The sequence below is a fragment of the Sphingomonas sp. LH128 genome (genome assembly GCF_000293195.2).
Taxonomy (GTDB): domain Bacteria; phylum Pseudomonadota; class Alphaproteobacteria; order Sphingomonadales; family Sphingomonadaceae; genus Novosphingobium; species Novosphingobium resinovorum_A.
Map to the genome: position 1 here is coordinate 1 of NZ_ALVC01000112.1, position 20,573 is coordinate 20,573.

Sequence of the window (20,573 nt, forward strand, 5' to 3'; positions counted from 1 at the left end):
GCGACTTCGACAAGCTGGAAAAGGATCTCGATCATTACTTGCGGCAGCGGCGGATGACGGCGCTGACGCTCAAGCCGGAACTGCTGACGATCGGCCCGGTGTCGCTGCGCACGCTCTCGGCGGGGGAGGCGGAGATCATGCCGGTGCGCATCCGCTCGCGGCGCGGCGTGTCGAGCGAGGAAGCCGCGACGCTGCTGGTCGAGGCGCGGGCGATCGCGGCGAAGTATCCCGATGATGCAGCGGTGCTCGCCGCGCTGGCTGAGTGCGAATATGACGCCGGGCACGACAAGGAGGCCGTCGCCGCCGCCGATACCGCGATCAAGCGTGATCCCTCGCAAGTCAACGCCTACGTCCAGAAGGGCTATGCATTGTTCCGCGAGGCTGAGGACAACAAGGGCGACGACAAGGAGCGCGCTGCCGCTTACAAGACCGCGCGGGCTCCCTTCATCGCGCTCAACCGGCTGGAGAACGACCACCCGCTGCCGCTGATCTACTTCTACCGCAGCTTCGTCGAGCAGGGAGAGCAACCTCCGAAACTCGCGGTCGACGGGCTGATCCGGGCAGTGGAACTGGCGCCCTTCGATCTGGGCCTGCGCATGACGCTCGGGACGACACTGCTGCGGCTGGGTCGTTCCCCGGAAGCCCGCATCGTGCTGGGGCCGGTGGCGAACAACCCGCACGGCGGTGGCATGAGCACCTTCGCGCACAACCTGATCGAGCGGATGGCGAACGATCCCGCCTGGAAGGGTGAGGATATGGGCGAGGAAATGCCCAAGGACTCCGAGGGTGAGGGCGCCGAAGGGTCCTGAGAGGGTGCCGCAGCCGTTCGGTCAGACCGAATAGCGCCGCGCGCGATCTGCGAGTCGCTCGACCGCGGCAGCATGGATGCCATTCGAGGAAACCAGAACGCCGAATGCGCGGGGATCGCGTTTGTTGTAGTTGAGCGGCTGGCCGAAGGCGTCGGTCACCGAGGCGCCCGCCTCGCGTGCGATCAGTGCGGCAGCGGCGATGTCCCACTCGTAGCCCCAGCGCAGGGTCGCCAGAAGATCGGCGTCTCCGGCTGCGATCATGGCCATGCGCAGGGCGATCGAATTGGGCTGCTCGACAAGGGTGAGGTCGGCGTCCTCGGGAGCCAGCTTGAGGGCGGGTACGCGCGATCCGCCCAGCACCTCGCGTTCGCTTGCGGTGAGCCGGGCGCCGTTTAGCCATGCGCCCTTGCCCGCTTCGGCCGACCAGAACTCGCCGCCGTTGTCGCGGTTACGCACGGGGGCGAAGAGGTAGCCCAGCAATGGCCGCCGCGTGTTCACCAGCGCCACCGAAATCGCCCAGCCCTTGCGACCATGAATGTAGTCTCGGGTGCCGTCGATCGGATCGACCAGCCAGACCAGTTCATGGTCCTGCCGATCCTGCGTGTCGGCCGTCTCTTCCGAAAGCCATCCTGCCGCAGGCAGCAATGCGCGCAGTTCGCGCTTGAGGTAGGCATCGACCGCGAGATCGGCGGTGCAGACCGGGCTTCCCGGCGTCTTTTCCCACGATTCGAGCGCGTGCCCATCGCCTGGCCATCCGGCAAGGGCGATGCGTCCGGCCTCCCGGACGATGGCTTCGAGTCGCTTTCTGTCGATCATCGGGCGCGCTCCCGCATCAATTGCTATTGAGAACTGATATCAAATAAGGTCGATGAAATTCGACGTGGCTATGCATTTGCGCAGGCGCCGGGCCTTTTCAAGGGCGCCGGGATGTGCTTAGGCGGACGCCGAACATATGGCTACGGCGCCTTCCCCGGGAACCTCCAGCAGAAAGCGATTTGAGCGATGAACATTCACGAATATCAGGGCAAGGAACTCCTCGCGAAGTATGGCGTGGGCATTCCCGCCGGCATCGCCGCCCTCACCGTCGAAGAGGCAGTCGCCGCTGCCAAGCAGCTTCCCGGACCGCTCTACGTCGTCAAGGCGCAGATCCACGCAGGCGGCCGCGGCAAGGGCAAGTTCAAGGAACTCCCCGCCGACGCCAAGGGCGGCGTGCGTCTTGCCAAGTCGATCGAGGAAGTCGAGGCTTTCGCCAAGGAAATGCTCGGCAACACCCTCGTCACCATCCAGACCGGTGAAGCAGGCAAGCAGGTCAACCGTCTCTACGTGACCGACGGCGTCGACATCGACAAGGAATACTACCTGTCGATGCTCGTGGACCGCAAGACCGGCCGCGTCGCCATGATCGTGTCGACCGAAGGCGGCATGGACATCGAGGAAGTCGCCCACAACACGCCCGAGAAGATCACCACGATCACCATCGATCCGGCCGAAGGCTTCCAGGCGCACCATGGCCGCGCCGTCGCTTTCGCGCTGAAGCTGTCGGGTGACCTCAACAAGCAGGCCCAGAAGCTCGCCAAGCAGCTCTACACCGCGTTCATCGCGATGGACTGCGACATGGTCGAGATCAACCCGCTGGTCGAATCGAAGGGCGGCGAACTGCTCGTCCTCGACACCAAGATGAGCTTCGATTCGAACGCTCTCGCCCGTCACCCCGACATCTTCGCCCTGCGCGACGAGACCGAGGAAGACCCGGCCGAGATCGAAGCCTCGAAGTACGACTTGGCTTACATCAAGCTCGACGGCGACATCGGCTGCATGGTCAACGGCGCCGGCCTCGCCATGGCGACGATGGACATCATCAAGCTGAACGGCATGTTCCCGGCCAACTTCCTCGACGTCGGCGGCGGCGCCAACAAGGAGAAGGTGACCGCGGCGTTCAAGATCATTCTCGCGGACCCCGCCGTGAAGGGTATCCTCGTGAACATCTTCGGCGGCATCATGAAGTGCGACATCATCGCCGAGGGCATCGTTGCCGCGGCGAAGGAAGTGAACCTGCAGGTTCCGCTCGTCGTCCGCCTCGAAGGCACCAACGTCCAGCAGGGCAAGGACATCCTGGCCAACTCGGGCCTCGCGATCGTCCCCGCCAACGACCTGGGCGATGCCGCCAAGAAGATCGTCGCCGAAGTCCAGGCCGTCGCCTGATCCTTTCGGTGATGCGCATCATGCGCACGATCATATAGCGAATATTGAGACGGCGGGGGTTTCGCGACCCCCGCCGTTTCTGCATGTATGGGTTGCGCGAAGTTTCTCTTTTCCCGTCGCAAGCTCTTAGCGCTTTAGCGAGGCTTGACGTCGAGGCAGAGGAACGCGATAGCTCGCACCAGAATTTAATCGTGCGGTTAAATTTGCCGTCCCAGCAGTGAGAGGACAGATCGCAATGAAGATCATCGTGCCCGTTAAGCGGGTCATCGATTACAACGTGAAGCCGCGGGTCAAGGCCGACGGCACGGGCGTTGACCTTGCCAACGTCAAGATGAGCATGAACCCCTTCGACGAGATCGCCGTCGAGGAAGCCATCCGCCTCAAGGAAGCGGGCAAGGCCGAAGAGATCATCGCCGTCTCGGTCGGGCCGGCAAAGGCGCAGGAAACCCTGCGTACTGCGCTCGCCATGGGCGCCGACCGCGCGATCCTGATCGAGACCGACGCCGAAGTCGAACCGCTGGCCGTGGCCAAGATCCTCAAGGCCATCGTGGCTGAAGAGAACCCCGGCCTCGTGATCCTCGGCAAGCAGGCGATCGACGACGATTCGAACCAGACCGGCCAGATGCTCGCCGCGCTGACGGGCCGTCCGCAGGGCACCTTCGCCTCGAAGGTCGATGTTGCCGGCGACTCGGTCTCCGTGACCCGCGAAGTCGACGGCGGACTCGAGACCGTGAAGCTGACGCTCCCCGCCATCGTCACCACCGACCTGCGCCTCAACGAGCCGCGCTACGCTTCGCTGCCCAACATCATGAAGGCGAAGAAGAAGCAGCTCGATGTGAAGTCGCCTGCCGACTACGGCGTCGACATCGCGCCGCGTCTCAAGACCCTCAAGGTCTCAGAGCCGCCCGTGCGTTCGGCCGGTATCAAGGTTGCCGACGTCGACGGCCTCGTCGCCAAGCTCAAGGAACTGGGAGTCGCATAATGAAGACGCTCGTTTGGGTCGAACACGACAACGCCTCCGTCAAGGACGCTACCCTCTCCGCCGTCACCGCTGCTGCCAAGCTGGGTGAAGTCCACCTCCTCGTCGCCGGTTCCGGCGCGCGCGCCGTGGCTGACGCCGCCGCGCAGATCGCCGGCGTGGGCAAGGTCCACTTCGCCGACGACGCGGCCTACGAGCACGCGCTGGCCGAGAACATCGCGCCGCTGATCGTGGATCTGATGGGCCACCACGACGCCTTCGTCGCGCCGGCCACCACCACCGGCAAGAACGTCGCCCCGCGCGTTGCCGCGCTGCTCGACGTGGCGCAGATCTCGGACATCCTCTCGGTCGAGGGCGAGAAGACCTTCACCCGTCCGATCTACGCGGGCAACGCCATCGCCACCGTGGAATCGAGCGATCCGAAGCTCGTCATCACCGTGCGCGGCACTGCCTTCGCCAAGGCCGAGGCCACTGGCGGCTCGGGCGTGGTCGAGGACGTGACGGGCGCCGGTGATGCGGGCCTCTCCAGCTTCGTGGGCGCGGAAATCGCCAAGTCGGAGCGTCCGGAGCTGACCAGCGCCAAGATCATCGTCTCGGGCGGCCGCGCGCTGAAGGACTCGGAGACCTTCGAGGCCACGATCATGCCGCTCGCCGACAAGCTGGGCGCCGCCGTCGGCGCTTCGCGCGCTGCGGTCGATGCGGGCTACGTGCCCAACGACTACCAGGTCGGCCAGACTGGCAAGATCGTGGCACCGGAAGTCTACATCGCGGTCGGTATCTCGGGCGCGATCCAGCACCTTGCGGGCATGAAGGACTCCAAGACCATCATCGCCATCAACAAGGACGAGGATGCCCCGATCTTCCAGGTGGCCGACCTGGGCCTCGTGGCGGATCTCTTCACTGCCGTGCCGGAGCTTACCGGCAAGCTTTGAAATCTGAAAATTCCCGTCTGTCACAAATGCTTAACCCTCGGATGCAAATCCGGGGGTTATTTGCTGGGTATCGTGTGGATGTCAGTGCCTGCACGATGTGCATGGTCGGGGGACGTTGCAATCATGAGGCATCGGAATTTTTGGGCTCTTCTTGCGATGCTCTGCGGGTTGACCGTCGGAACCTGCTGCCACGCCAAACCCAAAATCACGACGTTGCCCGCGATTTCGCAATGGTTGGTAGATTACCAAAAGACGAGTTGCGTCATGGTTCGACGCTTCGGTACCAGTAAAAGACCGGTTTTGCTGAGCATGAGGACATACGGCCCCGGTCGCGATTTCGAAGTTACCGTTGCAGGCGAAATCGCTGCACGGCTGCAGCAGGCGCCGCAATTCGGAATCGCCTATGGCCCCCACGAGCTTTCGTTTCCCAGTCTGCATCACAACGCACGCGCGGGCGCATACGGTCCCGCGGTTCTGTTTTCGAGTGCATTGGCTACCAGGAAGCACCGGCAGGTGGAGGGCTTCGCAGCCGAGCCGATGCCGGATTCTGATTTCGAGGCCACGGTCGATCGGATCAGTCTGGCGACGTCGCATCAGACATTCGTTCTCGACACCGGCAGTGTTCTTCCGGTGCTTTCCGCGCTGCGGACTTGCACCGACGCGCTGGTGCGGAATTGGGGCCTTGACCCAGCCGAGCAGGCCGAGCTTACGCGTCGCCCTAAAGTGGCGGACAAAAAATGGATCTCCGAGATACTCAAGGATTTCCCGTCTGAACTCGAATATCAGGGCAAGGATGGGCGCCTGAATTTGCGCGTCATGGTGGACAAGGCCGGACAACCGACGCAGTGCGAAACGGTAAACGCCTTCAGGAACGCCAACTTCAATACGAAAGTTTGCGAAATAGTAATCGGCATGGCCAGATTCGAGCCCGCGCTTGATAGCAACGGCCAGCCTGTCGCCTCGTTCTTTTCAGGCAGTATCGTATACGTTAACTGACGCCGCACTCAGCGGCCGCCAGGCAAGCGCTCGAACAGCATGAGCATCGTATCGTCGCTGACATGCGCGCCGTAGCGCACGAAGCCGAGGGCTGCCGCGACGCGTTCCGACGCCGCATTGCCCTCCTCGATCATGCAGGCGATGCGTTTTGGACCATGCGCCCGGTCGAACCAGCCGAGCACGGCCTCCATCACTTCACCCGCCAAGCGCTTGCCCCACCAGTCGCGGCGGACGATCCAGCCCGCCTCGGGAACGTCGTCCATGCCGACATCGTGGCCGAAGCCACGCCACGAATGGAAGACACCGCATGCAGCGATGATGCTGTCTGCGCCATGCGGACGCACCATGAAGGTGCCGTAGCCATAGAGCGTCCACGACCCCGCATTCCGCATCAGGCGGTCGAACTGCGGCTGCCGTTCGGCTGAAGCAGGGCCGAGGTAGCGGCGGGTTTCCTTGTCGTCGATCAGGGCACAGAGCTGGGGCAGATCGCTCGCCACCGGGCGCCACAAGTCGAAACGGTCGGTGGTCAGCAGTGGTCCATCGGTCATAGCAGCCGATCGATGGCATGGATGCAGACCCCGAACAAGCCGCCCACCAGCGTGCCGTTGATGCGGATGAACTGCAGGTCGCGCCCGACTGCGCCTTCGAGGCGGTTGCTTATCGTGCGGGCGTCCCAGCGCTTCACGGTGCCCGAGACGAGGCCGACGATCTCCTCGCCATAGCGCGCGGTGACGCCCACCAGCGTACGGCGCGCGAAGCGGTTGATCTGGGCCTGCAGGCGCGGATCGCCCTGCAGTGCGGTGCCCAGTTCGCCGAGCATCGTCGTCAGTTGCCCCGCCAGCGCCGCGTCGGGATTGCGGGCGGCGTCGATCAGCTTGCGGCGCAGGCGTTCCCAGACCGACTGCCACCACTGGCCGACGGCAGGATTGGCGATCAGTTCACGCTTGGCGTTCTCTACCCGCTCTCGCGTTTCCGGATCGTTGACGAGGCGGTCGGCGAGGCTCTCCAGCATCTGCTCGACCTTGAGCTTCAGCGGATGGTCCGGCTGGACGATCATCTCGGCGAGCAGCTTGTAAAGGCCGTCGAGCACCGAATTGGCGATGCGGGTGTCGAGGCCGGTCAGGCGCAGCAGGCTGTGGGCGCGCTCGCGGATCATGGCGCGTACCATCTCCTCGTTCGCCTCCAGCGCCTCTCCGACCCAGCGTACCGAGCCTTCGACGAGCGGCAGGTGGCGGCGGTCGGCGATCATCGCGCTCAGCATCTGGCCGAGCAGGGGGGCGACTTCCACCCGCTCCAGCTGGCGTGCGAGCCCCGACCGGACCTGGTTGCCGAGCCGTTCGGGATCGAGTGATTCGAGCACGTCGGCGATCAGGTTCGCCGCGCCCGCGCGGATGCGCGATTGGCCGCCGCGTCCCGGGTCAGCAAGGAAAGTGCCGGCGGCGGCCGCGAAGTTGAAGGCGTTCACGCGCCGCGCGACGACTTGCGGGGTGAGGAAGTTGTCGCGCAGGAACGTCGCCATCGAATCGGCGATGCGGTCCTTGTTCTCCGGAATGATCGCCGTGTGCGGGATCGGCAGGCCGAGCGGACGGCGGAACAGCGCGGTTACCGCGAACCAGTCCGCGAGGCCGCCGACCATCGCCGCCTCGGTGAAGGCGATGGCGTACCCCCATGCCGGGTGCGTGCCTGCAACCTTGTGGAGCACGACGAAGGCGACACCCATCGCCAGCAGCAGCCCGGTGGCGAACAGGCGCATCCGGCGGCCTCGATCAATGCCGATGCCCGTCAGCGGTATACCGGCATTCCGGCGGCCCAATGGCAGCAAGCTGGCCCCTTCCTTACTCGGCCGGGTGCGCGTGAGTGGGCGCCCCGGCGTGGTGCTGATCGGGGTCGTAGGTCAGCAGCGACTTGCGCAGCTTCGGCCCGACCCGCTTCTCGAAACCATCGGCGAGGCTGAAGGCTGCAGGCACGATCACCAGCGTGAGCAGGGTGGAGAGGAGAAGTCCGCCGATCACCGTCACGCCCATCGGCGCACGGAACGCGCCGTCGCCCGAGATCGACAGCGCGGTCGGCACCATGCCCGCGGTCATCGCCACGGTGGTCATGACGATCGGCTGGGCGCGCTTGTGCCCGGCGTCCATGATGGCGGTGAGCTTGTCGACGCCCTTGCTCATCTCCTCGATCGCGAAGTCGATCAGCAGGATGGAGTTCTTGGCGACGATGCCCAGCAGCATCAGGATGCCGATGTAGACCGGCATCGAGATGGGCTGCCCGGCGACGGTCAGCGCCAGCATGCCGCCCAGCGGCGCCAGTAGCAGCGAGGCCATGTTCACCAGCGGCGAGACGAAGCGCTTGTAGAGCAGCACCAGCACCGCAAACACCAGGAAGATGCCCGAGATGACGGCGGTGACGAAGTTGGTGATCATCTCCGCCTGCCACTTGTCCTCGCCGACGGGGGCGTTGGAGACGCCCATCGGCAGGTTCTTCATGATCGGCAGGTTCTGGATCTGCGTCATGATCGGCCCCTTGACCTGCCCTTCGCCGAGGTCGGCGCCGACGAAGATACGGCGCGACTGGTTGTAGCGCTGGATCTGCGTGGGGCCGGCGCCGAAGCGGATTTCCGCGACGCGCTTCAGGGGCACGGTGCCACCGCTGACGGTGGAGACCGGCAGGTTCTCGATCGTCGAGAAATCGCGGCGAGAGGTGCGGTCGAGGATCACGCGGATCGGCACCTGGCGGTCGCTCAGCGAGAACTTGGCGGCATTCTGGTCGATCTCGCCCAGCGTTGCGATGCGGATCGTCTGGCTGAGAGCGGACGTCGTCACGCCAAGCTGCGCGGCAAGGTCGGGGCGCGGCACGATCAGCAGTTCGGGACGCTGGAGGTCGGCGGCGATGCGCGGGGCGACGACGCCGGGGATCGCGCGCATCTGCTCCACGAGGGTCTGCGCGGTCTTGTTGAGCAGTTCGGAATCGCTGCCCGACAGCATGATTGACAAGTCGCGGCCCGAACCGAACCCGCCCGACTGCGAGGCGAAGCTGACGCGCGCATCGGCGACGTCCTGCAGTTGCGGGGCCATGCGGCGCTCGAATTCGATGCTGGTCGCCTCGCGCTCCTTGGCGGGCTTGAGGGCGATGTAGAGCGTGCCGGAACCTTCGCCCGCGAACTGCAGCACGCGCTCGACCTCGGGCTGCTTTTCAAGCAGGCGCGAGACGCGGCCGCCGATCAACTCGGACTGTTCGAGCGTAGTGCCGGGCACCAGTTCGATCTTGACCTCGCTGGTGTCATTGTTGGTGCTGGGCTGGAACTGCTGCGGCAGGCCGGCGAGCAGCGCGAACGTGACGACGAGCGCGTAGACCGAGGCGCAGAAGGCGTAGAAGCGGTGGTCGTGCATCCGCGCGATCACACGGTCGGTGTAATAGCGATACCAGCGGCCGAGTGCGCCCATCGCGCCGGCGAGCAAGCGGAATAGCTTGCCGAGCAGCCAGATCGTCACGGGAATGGCGAGCGGGGAGAGGATTGCGGCGATCACGAAGGCGGCGCCCTTGAGGCCGATCTTGGTGATGCCGGTCTGCAGGGTCGTGAACAGCAGTCCGGATGCGGCGAGCCCGGCGGCGATCAGCAGGATGAACGCGATCGTGGCAACTACGGCGTAGGCGGGGTGGAACGGCTGGCGCACCAGCGCGGCCTTGCGGCGATGCGCCTCGGTGCTGTCGAGCGTCCACGCGAGGATCTTCATGTAGACGTCCATCGCCTTGCCGCCGCCGTGCTCGGCATGGCCGTGCGCCTTGAGGAAGTAGGCCGCGACCATCGGCGTGATCACGCGCGCAACCGCAAGGCTCATCAGCACCGCGACCACGACGGTCAGGCCGAACGCCTTGAAGAACTGCCCCGGAATGCCCGGCATCAGGCCTACCGGCAGGAACACCGCGACGATCGAGAAGGTCGTCGCGACGACCGCGAGGCCGATCTCGTCGGCGGCGTCGATCGAGGCCTGGTAGGCGCTCTTGCCCATGCGCATGTGGCGCACGATGTTCTCGATCTCGACGATGGCGTCGTCGACCAGCACACCCGCGACGAGGCTGAGCGCGAGGAGCGAGAGGAAGTTCAGCGTGAAGCCCAGCAGGTCCATGAACCAGAAGGTCGGGATCGCCGAAAGCGGGATCGCCAGCGCCGAGATCATCGTCGCGCGCCAGTCGCGGAGGAACAGGAAGACGATGACGATGGCCAGCACCGCGCCTTCGACCAGCGCCTCCATCGAGGAGGTGTACTGGCCGCGCGTGTAGTCCACCTGCGAGAACAGGCGGGTCAGGTGGATGTCGGGGTGGGACTTCTGGATTTCCTTCAGCTTCTCCATCGCCGCGTCGTAGACGGCGACGTCGGAGGCGCCGCGCGCGCGCTCGAACCCGAAAGTGACGACCTCGCGGCCGTTGACGCGGGCGACGTCGGTCTGCTCGGAGAAGCCGTCATGGACGCTGGCGACGTCGGTGAGCTTCACCGAACGACCGTTGCCGAGGTTGATGCGCTTCTGCGAGAGGTCGTAGGCGGTCTGGGCATTGCCCAGCACGCGCACGGACTGGCGCGATCCGGCGATCTCCGCCTGACCGCCCGCGGCATCGACGTTGACCTGCCGCAGCACGTTGTTGAGGGCCTCGGCGCTGACGCCCAGCGCCTGCATGCGCTGGGGATCGACGACGACGCGGATCTCGCGGTTGACGCCGCCGTCGCGGCTGACGGTCGCCATGCCCTCTACCCCGAGCAGAGTCTTGGCGATGGTGTCGTCGACGAACCAGCTGAGTTGTTCGATCGTCATGTCGTCGGCGCGCACCGCGAAGTAGGCGAGCGAGCCGCCGCCGCCGGACTCGATCTTCTGGACCTGCGGTTCGAGAATGCCGTCGGGCAACTGGCCGCGTACCTGGTCGACCGCGTTCTTCACCTGCTGGGTCGCGACATCGACGTTGGTGCCGACGGAGAAGAACACCAGTGTGGTCGAGCGGCCTTCCGAGGCGGTCGACTGGATTTCCTCGACGCCGGGGATCGAGCGGACCGAGCCTTCGACGATCTGGGTGATCTGTGTCTCGATCTCGGTCGGGGCGGCGCCGGGCTGCGAGACGCCGATGTGGACTCCCGGAAACTCGACGTCCGGCATGTTGTTCACGTCCATTCGGTTGAACGAGACGATGCCGGCGATCATCAGGCCGATGAAGAAGACGATCGGGATGATCGGGTTGCGGATCGACCAGGCCGAGATGTTGCGCATGGGTTCGGCTCGCCCGTTACTTGGCTGCAGTCGAGGGGCGCGGCTTGACCTTGTCCCCGTCGTTGAGGAAGCCGCCCGCGCGCATCACGATCTTCTCGTCGCCATTGAGACCCGAGGTGACGGTGATGCCCGTCGCGGTGACGAGGCCGGTCTTCACCGCCTGCCGGTGGACGCGGTCGTCCTTGCCGACGACGTAGACGAACGCGCCCTTGGCATCGTTCTGGATCGCGGATTCGGGCAGCATCGGAGCGACGACCGTGCCGCTTTCGATCACGGCGGTGGCGAAGCCGCCTGGACGCAGCGCCGGGTCGTACTTGAGCGCGATGCGCGCGGTGCCCTGGCGGGTGGTGTTGTCGATGGTGGGCGCGAGCTGCCAGACCTGCCCGGCAAAGCTCCTGCCCGAGCCGACCGGCGTGACGTTGGCGGCGACGCCGACGTGCAGCTTGGCAAGGTCGTCCTCCGAAAGAAGCGCCAGCAGTTCCATCTCGCCGTCGCGGGCGAGGTTGAACAGCACGCCGCTGCCGCCGCTCACCACCTGACCGACCTCGACGTTGCGTGCGAGGACTAGGCCCGAGGCGGGGGCGACGATGTTGAGCCGCGCATTCTGCGCCTGCAACTGGCCGAGCGTGGCGCGGGCCACGCCGACGCGGGCAGCCGCGGCATCGCGGGTCGCGGTCAGCTGGTCGATGTCGGCCTTGGAGATGAAGCCGCGATCGACGAGCTTGAGGCCGCGATCGAGGTTGGCCTGTGCGAGCCGGGCATCGGCCTCTGCCACGCGGACCTGCGCGGACTGGCTGGCGGCGGACTGGACCTGCACCGAACGGTCGATCACCGCGAGGACCTGGCCCTTTTCGACCCAGTCGCCCGCATCGACGCGCACTTCGCGTACTTCGCCGCCTTCGCCGACCGAACCCACCGGCATCGCGCGGCGTGCAGCGAGCGATCCGGTGCCGGTGATTTCGCCGGCAACGCTGGAGCGGCCCGGCACGACGACCGAGACGACGGGAACCTGCGTGGTATCGGCACCGGCGGCATCGGCCGCGTCGCCCTTGTGGAGCACGAACCACAGCGCGGCTGCCAGCAGCACGACGGTGACGATGACGAGCACGATCACCCGGCGCGAGCGACGGTCCAGGGCATCGTCCCTGTCGAGCGACGTTCCCGTCGCGTCGAAGACGTGAGGTTCGTCTGCCTGCCCGCCGACCTGAGAGGGGCCGGCTTCAATCTTGCCATCGTAGTTCATCTGTTCACCGCACGCATGCACGCGCCCCCGGGCGGCGTGCTCTCCCGCCGCATCGTCCGCCCTTGTGCCTGTATTCAGGCGGGGCTGCCGATATGGCTTAAACCGCTGGATTCATATACTCGCGGGAACAGGGTGGCAACGCGAACCGGGTTTCACGTCGACAGGCATCGACGAACGACTTCATTGCGCCAGTCTGGCCAGGTAAATGCGTTTTATTGCGTCGGAACGTGAAAAGGCGACCGTGAAGATGCTCCACGGCCGCCTTTAGACTTGGTTGACGAAGTTAGAGAGTGCTCAGAACTTCTGCTGGCGCTCGTAGAGATCGCGATAGTGTTGGATTCGTGTCACACGCAGGCCCTGCATGCCCGAACGATCGACGGCGCGCTGCCACGAGGCGAATTCCTCGAGCGTGAGGCAATAGCGCTCGCAGACTTCGTCGATCGTCAGCAGGCCGCCGTTGACGGCGGCGACGACTTCGGCCTTGCGGCGCACGACCCAGCGCGTGGTGTTTGGGGGGGGGAGGTCGGCAACCGTCAGCGGCTCGCCGAGCGGGCCGATCACCTGTGCCGGACGGATTTTCTGGTTCTCGATCATCTTTACCCTCGTTCGCCGCTATCGTTCACATCGGCGACTGGAGAATCCTTGCCTCCAACGGGCTTGCCATTGCTTGAAGCATCAAGGTTAACGTTTCTTGAGCATTCTTCGTAAGCATTGAGAGCCGAGGCGGCGCACCCGTCGAAGCTGCCGCGCAGCCGAAGCCGTGTGGCTGCCGCGTCCTCTCCCAGCACACCGAGCCGGTCGTGCGTGGCGAAGAGGCGGGAGCGCAGCGCCTGCCAGTCGATCATTGCGGGATCGGCGGGAAGGTGCCCTTCGGAAAGCCCGTCGCAGCCCGGAACCGCAGGTATCCCTGCGGTGCGACCCGGAGCGTCCCCTGTATCGGGGGTCATGTGATGTGGTGCGACGTTCATGATGCAGGCCCTATAACCCGCAGGTGGTCAAGGGATCGTAAAAGCCGTTTTTACCCTTTCTTCACGATGGGAAAGGGGGCGAAAAAGGCGGAGGATAGGAATCCGGCGCGCTTGGCTGTATGTGCGCCCCCACCATGACCGCGTTTTCCGATCTTCTTCCCGGGCTCGACCCCGCCGAACTGTTCCAGCTTGCCGAGCCTTTGTCCGCCCGCCGCATCGTCGTGGCCATGTCAGGGGGCGTGGACAGTTCGGTCGTCGCCGCTCTTGCCGCCGCGAGCGGGGCGGAAGTTATCGGCGTGACGCTGCAGCTCTACGACTACGGCGCCGCGACCGGCCGCAAGGGTGCGTGCTGCGCGGGCGACGACATTCGCGACGCGCGCGCGGTCGCCGACCGGCTCGGCATCGCCCACTACGTTTTCGACCACGAGAGCGCCTTCCGCGAGGAAGTGGTCGAGCGCTTCGCCGACGACTACCTCGCCGGGCGCACGCCGATCCCCTGCATCCGCTGCAACATGGGGCCGAAGTTCACCGACCTCCTGACGATGGCGCGCGAACTGGGCGCGGATTGCCTCGCCACCGGTCACTACGTGCGCCGGGTGATGGGCGCGGCGGGTTCCGAGCTGCACCGCGCCCTCGATCCGGCGCGCGACCAGAGCTACTTCCTTTACGGCACCACCGAGAAGCAGCTGGATTTCCTGCGCTTTCCCCTCGGCGGCCTGCCCAAGACCGAGACGCGCCGTCTGGCCGAAGCGGCGGGCCTGCGCGTCGCGGCCAAGCCCGACAGCCAGGACATCTGCTTCGTGCCCGATGGCGACTACGCCAAGATCGTGCGCGCCGTCCGTCCCGAGGGCGAGGCACCGGGCGAGATCGTCCATGCCGAGACCGGCGCGGTGCTGGGCAGCCATCGCGGCGTCATCCACTACACCGTGGGCCAACGCCGGGGCCTCGAGATCGGCGGCCAGCCCGAGCCGCTCTACGTCACCGGCATAGAGGCGGAAACCCGACAGGTCCGTGTCGGCCCGCGCCGCCTGCTGGCGACCGCCTCGGCGCGGCTGGTGGAGACCAATCGCATCGGGCCGATTCCCGATGCACCGCTGACCGCCAAGGTCCGCTCGCTGGCCAAGCCGGTGCCGATCGTGCTCGACGGCCCGCTGGGCGAGGGCGCGGACACGACGATCCGCTTCGCTGCGCCCGAATACGGCGTAGCGCCGGGTCAGGCGGCGGTTATCTATGCCGGGGAGCGGGTGATCGGCGGCGGCTGGATCGATTCGACCGAGAGTGCGGCGTAAAGGCCCACCCCGCTGCGAGTAGGCGATAAATCGCCAACTCTCGCGGCCCTCCCTCCTTCGACAAGCTCAGGATGAGCGGGAGGGCGAAACGCTGTGCTCTCATTCCCCTCCCGCTTGCGGGAGGGGGCAGGAGTGGGCAATCCTGCTCAATCCTGCCACGGCTCCAGCCGGCATCCGCGCGCGGGATCGAAATCCGCGCTCTGCTTCGCCAGCAGCGGCACCGAGGCCCTGACCGTGCGCGTATCGGCGTCCTCCGACAGCGATACCCAGCGCCCGGCGCCCGCGAGTCCCGCCACCTTGAGATCGCCCTCACACAAGTCCATCGGCCGCTGCGATACGAACCGGCAGACGCAGCCGATCCGTGCGCCATAGGCGGCGCCGACCAGCGCTTCCTCACGCAAGCCGCGCCACATCCAGCCGAGCCCCAGCACGGCGGCCAGCAGCACGAGCAGGATCACGTTGCGCTTCCACCGCGAGGGCTGCCGCGTCGGGTAGGCCCCGCCTGCGGCCTTGTCCCCCGGTCCGGGTTGCCCGGATGTTGCCATTCTCAAACGCCTCGCACATGACCGGCGCGCCATGTCGGTGCGCCGTCCCCCCCTTATCGCCGCGATGCTGATGCTGCCAGCCCTGTGGGGCTGCGGCTCCGGCGCGCCCGAAGGACCGCCGCCGCCGAGCACCGAATCGCTCGCCGCGATCAAGGATGCTGGCGGCGCCCCGCGCGAATCGCTGGGGCGGACCATCGACCGCCTGTTCGACGACGAGGCGGTGGGCAAAACCGACGCCCTCGTCATTCTCAAGCGCGGCTCGGTCGTGGTCGAGCGCTACGGCGAGGGCGTTAAGCCCGATTCGCGCCTTCCCGGCTGGTCGGCTGGCCAGTGCGTGACCGCGCTGATGATCGGCCAACTGGTCAGCGACGGCCGCCTGCGCCTCAACGAATCGGCCCCTGTGCCCGAATGGCAGCGACCCGGCGACCCGCGCGGCGTCATCACCTTGCGCCAGCTCCTGCAAATGCGCTCGGGCCTGCGCCACGTCGAGACGACCAGCGCGGGGACCGGCCGCATCGAGGACGAATCGGACCGCATGCGCATGCTGTTCCTCGATGGCCGCGACGACATGGCCTCCTATGCCGAGGCGCAGCCGCTCGAGGCCCCGGCGGGCAAGATCTTCGTGCATTCCTCGGCCAGCGCGGTGATCCTTTCGGACCTCGCCGCACGCGTACTCTCGCCCGATCACGATGCGCTGCGGCGGCGGGCGGCGGTGAGCGACTACTTACGCAACCGCGTGCTGCAGCCGATCGGGCTGGGCTCGGCGATCGTCGGGTACGACCGGGCGGGTACGATGATCGGCTCGGGCATGATCGCCATGACCGCGCGCGACTGGGGCAATCTGGGCGAGTTCATCCGCCACACCGGCTCGGTCGGCGGCGCGCAGATCCTGCCGCGCCGCTGGATGCAGTTCATGCTGGAACCAAGCCCGCGCGAGCCCGGCTACGGTGCGGGCGTCTGGCTCAATCGCGGGGAGGCGAGCGACGGCGCCCGCCTTTGGCCCGGTGCGGCGGAGAAGGACGTCTTCGCGTGCCTTGGGGATTACGGGCAGTTCGTGATCGGCTCGCCCGGGCAACTGCTGACGGTCGTGCGCATCGGCCACAGCGACCCGGCGCAAGCGCGCGAGGTGCATGACCGGCTGGGCGCGTTGCTGGCACTGTTTCCGAAGAATTGAGGGGCGGGCGGGGCGCCCGCCCCGCTGCGACTAAGGCCTACGGCCTAAGTCTCGCTGGCCCTCCCGCTTGCGGGAGGGGAAAGAGCGTCAGCCCTCCCGTTTGCGGGATGGCCGGGAGGCTTGAGAGCGAAGCGAACTAGCCGGACGGGGTGGGGCCTGAAGGCCTCAGACCGTGAAACTCTCGCCGCAGCCGCACGCACCCTTGGCGTTGGGGTTGTTGAACACGAACCCGGCGGTGAAATCGTCCTCCACCCAGTCCATCGTGCTACCCACGAGGTACAGCACCGAGGCGCCGTCGATGTAGAACAGGCCGCCGGGGGTCTCGATCTTCTCGTCGAACTTAGCTTCCTCGGTCACGTAGTCGACCGAGTAGGCGAGGCCCGAGCAGCCCCGGCGCGGGGTGGACAGCTTCACGCCGATCGCGCCTTCAGGGGCCTCGCCCATCAGCTTGGCGATGCGGGTTTCCGCGTTCGGCGTCAGGATGACGGCGGCGGGGCGGGCAGGGCGGGTCTTGGTGGTGGTGGTTTCGGTCATGAGAGCCTCTTCTGCCAGAACAGCGCGTGTCCGGTTTCGGGGTCGAGCTGGTAGTCGCCGTAGCCCAGCGATGCGTAGAGTTCCTTGGCGCGCTGGTTCCCGCTCAGCACTTCGAGCGTGATCTTGCAGGCGCCGCGCGTACGGGCCTCGACCTCGATCGCGGCGAACAGGGCGCGGGCGATGCCCTTGCCGCGATGGCCGGGGGCGACGGCGATGTCGTGGATGTTGACCAAAGGGCGCGCCGCGAAGGTCGAGAAGCCGGTGAAGCAGTTGGCGATGCCCACGGCCTCACCGTCTAGCCGCGCGAGCAGCACGAAGGCGCCGGGCACTTGCGCCAGAGCCGGCACCAGCCGTTCGCGCACGTCGTCGGAAAGCGGTTCGCCACCACCCATCGGATCGCGCGCATAGACGTCGAGCATCGCCACGATCGCCGCCGCGTCGGCAGGATCGGCGAAGTCGGCGCGCGTGATCACAAGGTCAGGGGCGAGGGTATCGCTCACAGCATTCCCAGTTCCAGCTTGGCCTCGTCGGTCATCTTGGCCATGTCCCACGGCGGATCCCAGACGAGGTTCACTTCGCAGTCGCGCACGCCGGGTACGGCGGAAACGCGCAGTTCCACTTCGCCCGGCATCGATTCGGCCACCGGGCAGTGGGGGGTGGTGAGCGTCATGATGACCTGCACCGAGGCTTCAGGCGAAACCTCGACGCCGTAGATCAGTCCGAGGTCGTAGATGTTCACCGGGATCTCGGGGTCGAAGATCTCCTTCAGCGCATCGATCACGCCGTCGTAGATCGCACCGCCCGGGTCGGCCGGATCGATGGCCTGTGGCTTTTCGGCGAGGAACCCATCGAGATAGTCGCGCTTGCGTTCCTCGGGCGGGGGCACGGCATCGTCCACGCGCGCACGCGGAGCGGGGGGAGCCGCATCGACTTCCTCTACGCTGAATGCAGGCTTCTGGTCACTCATCCGAAAATTCTCCTGGTGCGCTCGATCCCTTTCAGGAGCGCCTCGATATCGCTTTCATCGCTGTAGAGACCGAAGCTGGCCCGCGCCGTCGCGGGGACGCCAAGGTGTTCCATCAGCGGCTGGGCACAGTGGTGCCCGGCGCGGATCGCCACGCCTTCTTCGTCCAATATGGTGCCGAGGTCGTGCGGATGCACCCCGTCGAGCGCAAAACTGACGATGCCGAGCGAATCGTCCGGCCCGAACAGCGTCACATCGTTACGCTTGCGCAGTTCGCTGCGCAGCAGGACAGCAAGATCACGCTCGTGCTTTTCGGCGCGGTTCAGGCCGATGGCGGCAAGCCAGTCCATCGCGGCGGCCATGCCGATGGCCTCGACGATGTTGGGCGTGCCGGCCTCGAAGCGCTGTGGCGCGGGGGCGTAAGTGGTCTTCTCGAAGGTGACCTTGTCGATCATCGAGCCGCCGCCCTGCCAAGGCTGCATCCCCTCGAGGATTTCCTTGCGCGCCCAAAGCACGCCGATCCCGGTCGGGCCGTAGAGCTTGTGCGCGGAGAAGGCGTAGAAGTCGCAGTCGAACGCCTTCACGTCGAGTGCGAGGCGCGGGGCGGCCTGGCAACCGTCGATCAGCAGCTTGGCGCCGACCGCATGCGCCAGCTTCGCGGCGTGTTCCACGTGGAGCACCGAGCCCAGCACGTTCGACACGTGGGCGAAGGCGACCAGCTTGTGCGCGGGCGTCAGGATGCGCTCGGCGGCTTCGAGGTCGATCCGTCCTTCGGCGTCGAGCGGGCAGACGTCGATCTCCACGCCGTTGCGCAGCAGCTGCCAGGGCACGATGTTGGAGTGGTGCTCCAGCGTCGAGAGCAGGATGCGGTCGCCGGGCTGAAGGTTCGCAGCGGCCCAGCTCTGCGCGACGAGGTTGATCGATTCGGTCGCCCCGCGCGTGAAGACGATCTCGTCTTCCTCTGCGTTCAGGAACGCGGCGGTGCGGCGGCGGGCCGCCTCGAACGCCAGCGTCATGTCGGCCGAGCGGGCATAGACGCCGCGATGGACGGTCGCATAGTCGCGGCCCATGGCAGCGACGGTGGCGTCGATCACGGCCTGCGGCTTTTGCGCGGTGGCGGCGGTGTCGAGGTAGTGCCAGTCACCCGCCAGACCCGGGAACTGGCTCTTGAGCGCGAGTTCTGCGGTGTCCAGCGTCACAGGATCGCCTCCAGACGGGCGATCGCCGCCGCGCTCAGTTCCTCTTCGCCCGCCGCGCCGGTGAAGGCTTCAGCGATGAAGGCCTGCAGCATCAGGCGCTTGGCCTGCGGCGGGGTGAGGCCACGGCTCATCAGGTAGAACAGGCCCTGCGCGTCGAGTTCGCCCACCGCGCAGCCATGCGCGGCCTTGACGTCGTCGGCGTAGATTTCCAGTTCCGGGCGCGCATTGGCGGTCGCCGTACGCTCCAGCAGCATGGCGCGCACCGACTGCTCGGCATCGGTGCCGTCGGCGCCGCGCTCCACCGCGATGCGGCCGAGGTAGGTGCCGACCGACTTGCCTGCCAGCACCGTGCGCACGATCTGCTCGGACGTGGCGTTGAGGCCCGCGTGGGTGACTTCGGTGACGATCTCCAGAGTCTCTTCAGCCGTAGCCAGCTGCGCCGCGCCCAGCGTGAAGTCGGCGCCTTCGGCCAGCCGCACGTCCACTGCGATGCGGCCATAGGCAGGCCCGGCGGTCAGCACGCGAAGATCGAACTTCGCGCCCTTGCCGAGCGTGATGGCGATGTGGCGGGCGACGGCTCCGGCACCGGTCTCGACGATCTGCAGCGAATCCTCGACACCGTCCGCGACCGCGATCTCTTCGGTCACGATCGGCCAGACGGTCTCCAGCGCCGCGATGTCGGAGTAGCGGAAGTCCTCGTGCCTGCGGGTGGGGAGGGCCAGTTCGACGTTCATGCCGCCTCCTGCACCACCGCCTCGTAGCCCTCTTCCTCAAGGCGCAGGGCGAGGTCGGGGCCGCCCGACTTGACGATGCGGCCTGCGGCGAGGACGTGGACGAAGTCGGGCTTCACGTAGTCCAGCAGGCGCTGGTAGTGGGTGATGAGCAGCACTGCCTTGTCGGGTGCGCGCATGATCGCGTTGATGCCTTCGCCGCAGATGCGCAGCGCATCGATGTCGAGGCCGGAGTCGGTCTCGTCGAGGATCGCCAGCCTGGGGTTCAGGATGCCCATCTGCACCATCTCGGCGCGCTTCTTCTCACCGCCTGAGAAGCCGACGTTCACAGGGCGCTTGAGCATGTCCATGTCCATGCGCAGCAGGCCCGCCTTTTCCTTGGCGAGCTTGAGGAATTCGCCGCCCGAAAGCGGTTCTTCGCCGCGCCCCTTGCGCTGGGCGTTGGCCGCCTCGCGCAGGAACTGGACGAAGGAGACGCCGGGAATCTCGACCGGGTACTGGAAGCCCAGGAACAGGCCGGCGGCAGCGCGCTCGTGCGGTTCGAGTTCGAGCAGGTCCTGGCCTGCGAAATCCACCGAACCACCGGTCACTTCATAGCCCGGACGGCCGCCCAGCGTGTAGCCCAGCGTCGACTTGCCCGCGCCGTTGGGGCCCATGATCGCGTGGATCTCGCCGGGATTGATGGTGAGCGACAGACCCTTGAGGATCGGCTTGTCGGCGACGTTTGCTGTCAGGTTATCGATCTTGAGCATG

The 20,573-nt window shown here is 66.3% G+C and carries 21 protein-coding genes; 7 read left to right on the top strand and 14 right to left on the bottom strand.

The features are described 5' to 3' along the window. A partial coding sequence (locus tag LH128_RS09290; RefSeq protein WP_008829361.1) for a tetratricopeptide repeat protein occupies positions 1-809 on the top strand: 809 nt, incomplete at its 5' end. A 21-nt stretch (positions 810-830) separates the two neighbouring features. Here LH128_RS09290 and LH128_RS09295 read toward each other — a convergent pair. Then, complete coding sequence (locus tag LH128_RS09295; RefSeq protein ID WP_008829362.1) at positions 831-1,625, bottom strand: 3'(2'),5'-bisphosphate nucleotidase CysQ; 795 nt, start codon at positions 1,623-1,625, stop codon at positions 831-833. 186 nt (positions 1,626-1,811) lie between these two features. On the opposite strand from LH128_RS09295, the gene sucC reads away from it, so the two are divergent. The 4 genes from sucC (at position 1,812) to LH128_RS09315 (ending at position 5,918) form a co-directional block, all read left to right on the top strand. Beyond that, positions 1,812-3,011, top strand: coding sequence for an ADP-forming succinate--CoA ligase subunit beta (gene sucC, locus LH128_RS09300; protein WP_008829363.1), 1,200 nt, complete (start codon positions 1,812-1,814; stop codon positions 3,009-3,011). Between the two features lie 235 nt (positions 3,012-3,246). Then, positions 3,247-3,993: an electron transfer flavoprotein subunit beta/FixA family protein gene (locus tag LH128_RS09305; protein WP_008829364.1), complete on the top strand. Its 747-nt coding sequence runs from the start codon at positions 3,247-3,249 to the stop codon at positions 3,991-3,993. Next, positions 3,993-4,922: an electron transfer flavoprotein subunit alpha/FixB family protein gene (locus LH128_RS09310; RefSeq protein WP_008829365.1), complete on the top strand. Its 930-nt coding sequence runs from the start codon at positions 3,993-3,995 to the stop codon at positions 4,920-4,922. Before LH128_RS09305 ends, LH128_RS09310 begins: the two co-directional genes overlap by 1 nt. 168 nt (positions 4,923-5,090) lie before the next feature. Beyond that, complete coding sequence (locus LH128_RS09315; protein ID WP_172705008.1) at positions 5,091-5,918, top strand: energy transducer TonB; 828 nt, start codon at positions 5,091-5,093, stop codon at positions 5,916-5,918. An 8-nt stretch (positions 5,919-5,926) separates the two neighbouring features. On the opposite strand, the gene LH128_RS09320 is transcribed toward LH128_RS09315, so the two are convergent. The 6 genes from LH128_RS09320 to LH128_RS09345 form a co-directional block, all read right to left on the bottom strand. Further along, positions 5,927-6,466, bottom strand: a complete 540-nt coding sequence (locus tag LH128_RS09320; protein ID WP_008829367.1) for a GNAT family N-acetyltransferase — start codon at positions 6,464-6,466, stop codon at positions 5,927-5,929. Next, positions 6,463-7,671 (bottom strand): DUF445 domain-containing protein, encoded by a 1,209-nt coding sequence (locus tag LH128_RS09325; RefSeq protein ID WP_036525691.1) that lies wholly within the window; start codon positions 7,669-7,671, stop codon positions 6,463-6,465. Before LH128_RS09325 ends, LH128_RS09320 begins: the two co-directional genes overlap by 4 nt. A gap of 82 nt (positions 7,672-7,753) precedes the next feature. Then, positions 7,754-11,173: an efflux RND transporter permease subunit gene (locus LH128_RS09330; protein WP_008829369.1), complete on the bottom strand. Its 3,420-nt coding sequence runs from the start codon at positions 11,171-11,173 to the stop codon at positions 7,754-7,756. A gap of 16 nt (positions 11,174-11,189) precedes the next feature. Further along, the gene (locus tag LH128_RS09335; RefSeq protein WP_008829370.1) at positions 11,190-12,416 is read right to left on the bottom strand and encodes an efflux RND transporter periplasmic adaptor subunit; all 1,227 of its coding nucleotides are present in this window, start codon (positions 12,414-12,416) and stop codon (positions 11,190-11,192) included. Between the two features lie 294 nt (positions 12,417-12,710). After that, positions 12,711-13,010, bottom strand: a complete 300-nt coding sequence (sciP, locus tag LH128_RS09340; protein ID WP_008829371.1) for a CtrA inhibitor SciP — start codon at positions 13,008-13,010, stop codon at positions 12,711-12,713. A 2-nt stretch (positions 13,011-13,012) separates the two neighbouring features. Continuing rightward, positions 13,013-13,261 (bottom strand): hypothetical protein, encoded by a 249-nt coding sequence (locus LH128_RS09345; protein ID WP_008829372.1) that lies wholly within the window; start codon positions 13,259-13,261, stop codon positions 13,013-13,015. Positions 13,262-13,518: 257 nt separating this feature from the next. On the opposite strand from LH128_RS09345, the gene mnmA reads away from it, so the two are divergent. After that, positions 13,519-14,673 carry a tRNA 2-thiouridine(34) synthase MnmA gene (gene mnmA / locus LH128_RS09350; RefSeq protein ID WP_036525694.1) on the top strand — a complete coding sequence of 385 codons (1,155 nt, stop codon included), beginning with the start codon at positions 13,519-13,521 and terminating at the stop codon, positions 14,671-14,673. Positions 14,674-14,819: 146 nt separating this feature from the next. On the opposite strand, the gene LH128_RS09355 is transcribed toward mnmA, so the two are convergent. Then, positions 14,820-15,218, bottom strand: a complete 399-nt coding sequence (locus LH128_RS09355; protein ID WP_008829374.1) for a hypothetical protein — start codon at positions 15,216-15,218, stop codon at positions 14,820-14,822. Positions 15,219-15,249: 31 nt separating this feature from the next. Here LH128_RS09355 and LH128_RS09360 point away from each other — a divergent pair, with 31 nt between their 5' ends. Then, positions 15,250-16,392: a serine hydrolase domain-containing protein gene (locus tag LH128_RS09360; RefSeq protein ID WP_008829375.1), complete on the top strand. Its 1,143-nt coding sequence runs from the start codon at positions 15,250-15,252 to the stop codon at positions 16,390-16,392. A gap of 165 nt (positions 16,393-16,557) precedes the next feature. On the opposite strand, the gene LH128_RS09365 is transcribed toward LH128_RS09360, so the two are convergent. From LH128_RS09365 to sufC, 6 genes are read right to left on the bottom strand one after another with little or no spacing between them, the layout of a single operon-like run. Further along, entirely contained in the window at positions 16,558-16,926 is a 369-nt protein-coding gene (locus LH128_RS09365) for a HesB/IscA family protein (protein ID WP_008829376.1), read from the bottom strand. Next, a complete protein-coding gene (locus LH128_RS09370; RefSeq protein WP_008829377.1) occupies positions 16,923-17,426 on the bottom strand; it encodes a GNAT family N-acetyltransferase in 504 nt (167 codons plus the stop codon). Before LH128_RS09370 ends, LH128_RS09365 begins: the two co-directional genes overlap by 4 nt. After that, complete coding sequence (locus tag LH128_RS09375) at positions 17,423-17,893, bottom strand: SUF system Fe-S cluster assembly protein (protein WP_008829378.1); 471 nt, start codon at positions 17,891-17,893, stop codon at positions 17,423-17,425. Before LH128_RS09375 ends, LH128_RS09370 begins: the two co-directional genes overlap by 4 nt. After that, positions 17,890-19,089: an aminotransferase class V-fold PLP-dependent enzyme gene (locus LH128_RS09380; RefSeq protein ID WP_008829379.1), complete on the bottom strand. Its 1,200-nt coding sequence runs from the start codon at positions 19,087-19,089 to the stop codon at positions 17,890-17,892. Before LH128_RS09380 ends, LH128_RS09375 begins: the two co-directional genes overlap by 4 nt. Then, complete coding sequence (locus LH128_RS09385; protein WP_008829380.1) at positions 19,086-19,823, bottom strand: SufD family Fe-S cluster assembly protein; 738 nt, start codon at positions 19,821-19,823, stop codon at positions 19,086-19,088. Before LH128_RS09385 ends, LH128_RS09380 begins: the two co-directional genes overlap by 4 nt. Beyond that, the gene (sufC, locus tag LH128_RS09390) at positions 19,820-20,572 is read right to left on the bottom strand and encodes a Fe-S cluster assembly ATPase SufC (protein WP_008829381.1); all 753 of its coding nucleotides are present in this window, start codon (positions 20,570-20,572) and stop codon (positions 19,820-19,822) included. The genes LH128_RS09385 and sufC overlap by 4 nt, the downstream gene beginning before the upstream one ends. Between the last annotated feature and the right edge of the window lies 1 nt (position 20,573).

Coding starts and splice junctions, on each gene's coding strand:
- LH128_RS09385 (WP_008829380.1), bottom strand. CDS start 19,823: ATGAACGTCGAACTGGCCCTCCCCACCCGCAGGCACGAGGACTTCCGC.
- LH128_RS09305 (WP_008829364.1), top strand. CDS start 3,247: ATGAAGATCATCGTGCCCGTTAAGCGGGTCATCGATTACAACGTGAAG.
- LH128_RS09330 (WP_008829369.1), bottom strand. CDS start 11,173: ATGCGCAACATCTCGGCCTGGTCGATCCGCAACCCGATCATCCCGATC.
- LH128_RS09375 (WP_008829378.1), bottom strand. CDS start 17,893: ATGAGTGACCAGAAGCCTGCATTCAGCGTAGAGGAAGTCGATGCGGCT.
- LH128_RS09310 (WP_008829365.1), top strand. CDS start 3,993: ATGAAGACGCTCGTTTGGGTCGAACACGACAACGCCTCCGTCAAGGAC.
- LH128_RS09365 (WP_008829376.1), bottom strand. CDS start 16,926: ATGACCGAAACCACCACCACCAAGACCCGCCCTGCCCGCCCCGCCGCC.
- LH128_RS09320 (WP_008829367.1), bottom strand. CDS start 6,466: ATGACCGATGGACCACTGCTGACCACCGACCGTTTCGACTTGTGGCGC.
- LH128_RS09345 (WP_008829372.1), bottom strand. CDS start 13,261: ATGATCGACTGGCAGGCGCTGCGCTCCCGCCTCTTCGCCACGCACGAC.
- LH128_RS09295 (WP_008829362.1), bottom strand. CDS start 1,625: ATGATCGACAGAAAGCGACTCGAAGCCATCGTCCGGGAGGCCGGACGC.
- LH128_RS09360 (WP_008829375.1), top strand. CDS start 15,250: ATGTCGGTGCGCCGTCCCCCCCTTATCGCCGCGATGCTGATGCTGCCA.
- mnmA (WP_036525694.1), top strand. CDS start 13,519: ATGACCGCGTTTTCCGATCTTCTTCCCGGGCTCGACCCCGCCGAACTG.
- LH128_RS09355 (WP_008829374.1), bottom strand. CDS start 15,218: ATGGCAACATCCGGGCAACCCGGACCGGGGGACAAGGCCGCAGGCGGG.
- sufC (WP_008829381.1), bottom strand. CDS start 20,572: ATGCTCAAGATCGATAACCTGACAGCAAACGTCGCCGACAAGCCGATC.
- LH128_RS09335 (WP_008829370.1), bottom strand. CDS start 12,416: ATGAACTACGATGGCAAGATTGAAGCCGGCCCCTCTCAGGTCGGCGGG.
- sciP (WP_008829371.1), bottom strand. CDS start 13,010: ATGATCGAGAACCAGAAAATCCGTCCGGCACAGGTGATCGGCCCGCTC.
- LH128_RS09325 (WP_036525691.1), bottom strand. CDS start 7,671: ATGCGCCTGTTCGCCACCGGGCTGCTGCTGGCGATGGGTGTCGCCTTC.
- sucC (WP_008829363.1), top strand. CDS start 1,812: ATGAACATTCACGAATATCAGGGCAAGGAACTCCTCGCGAAGTATGGC.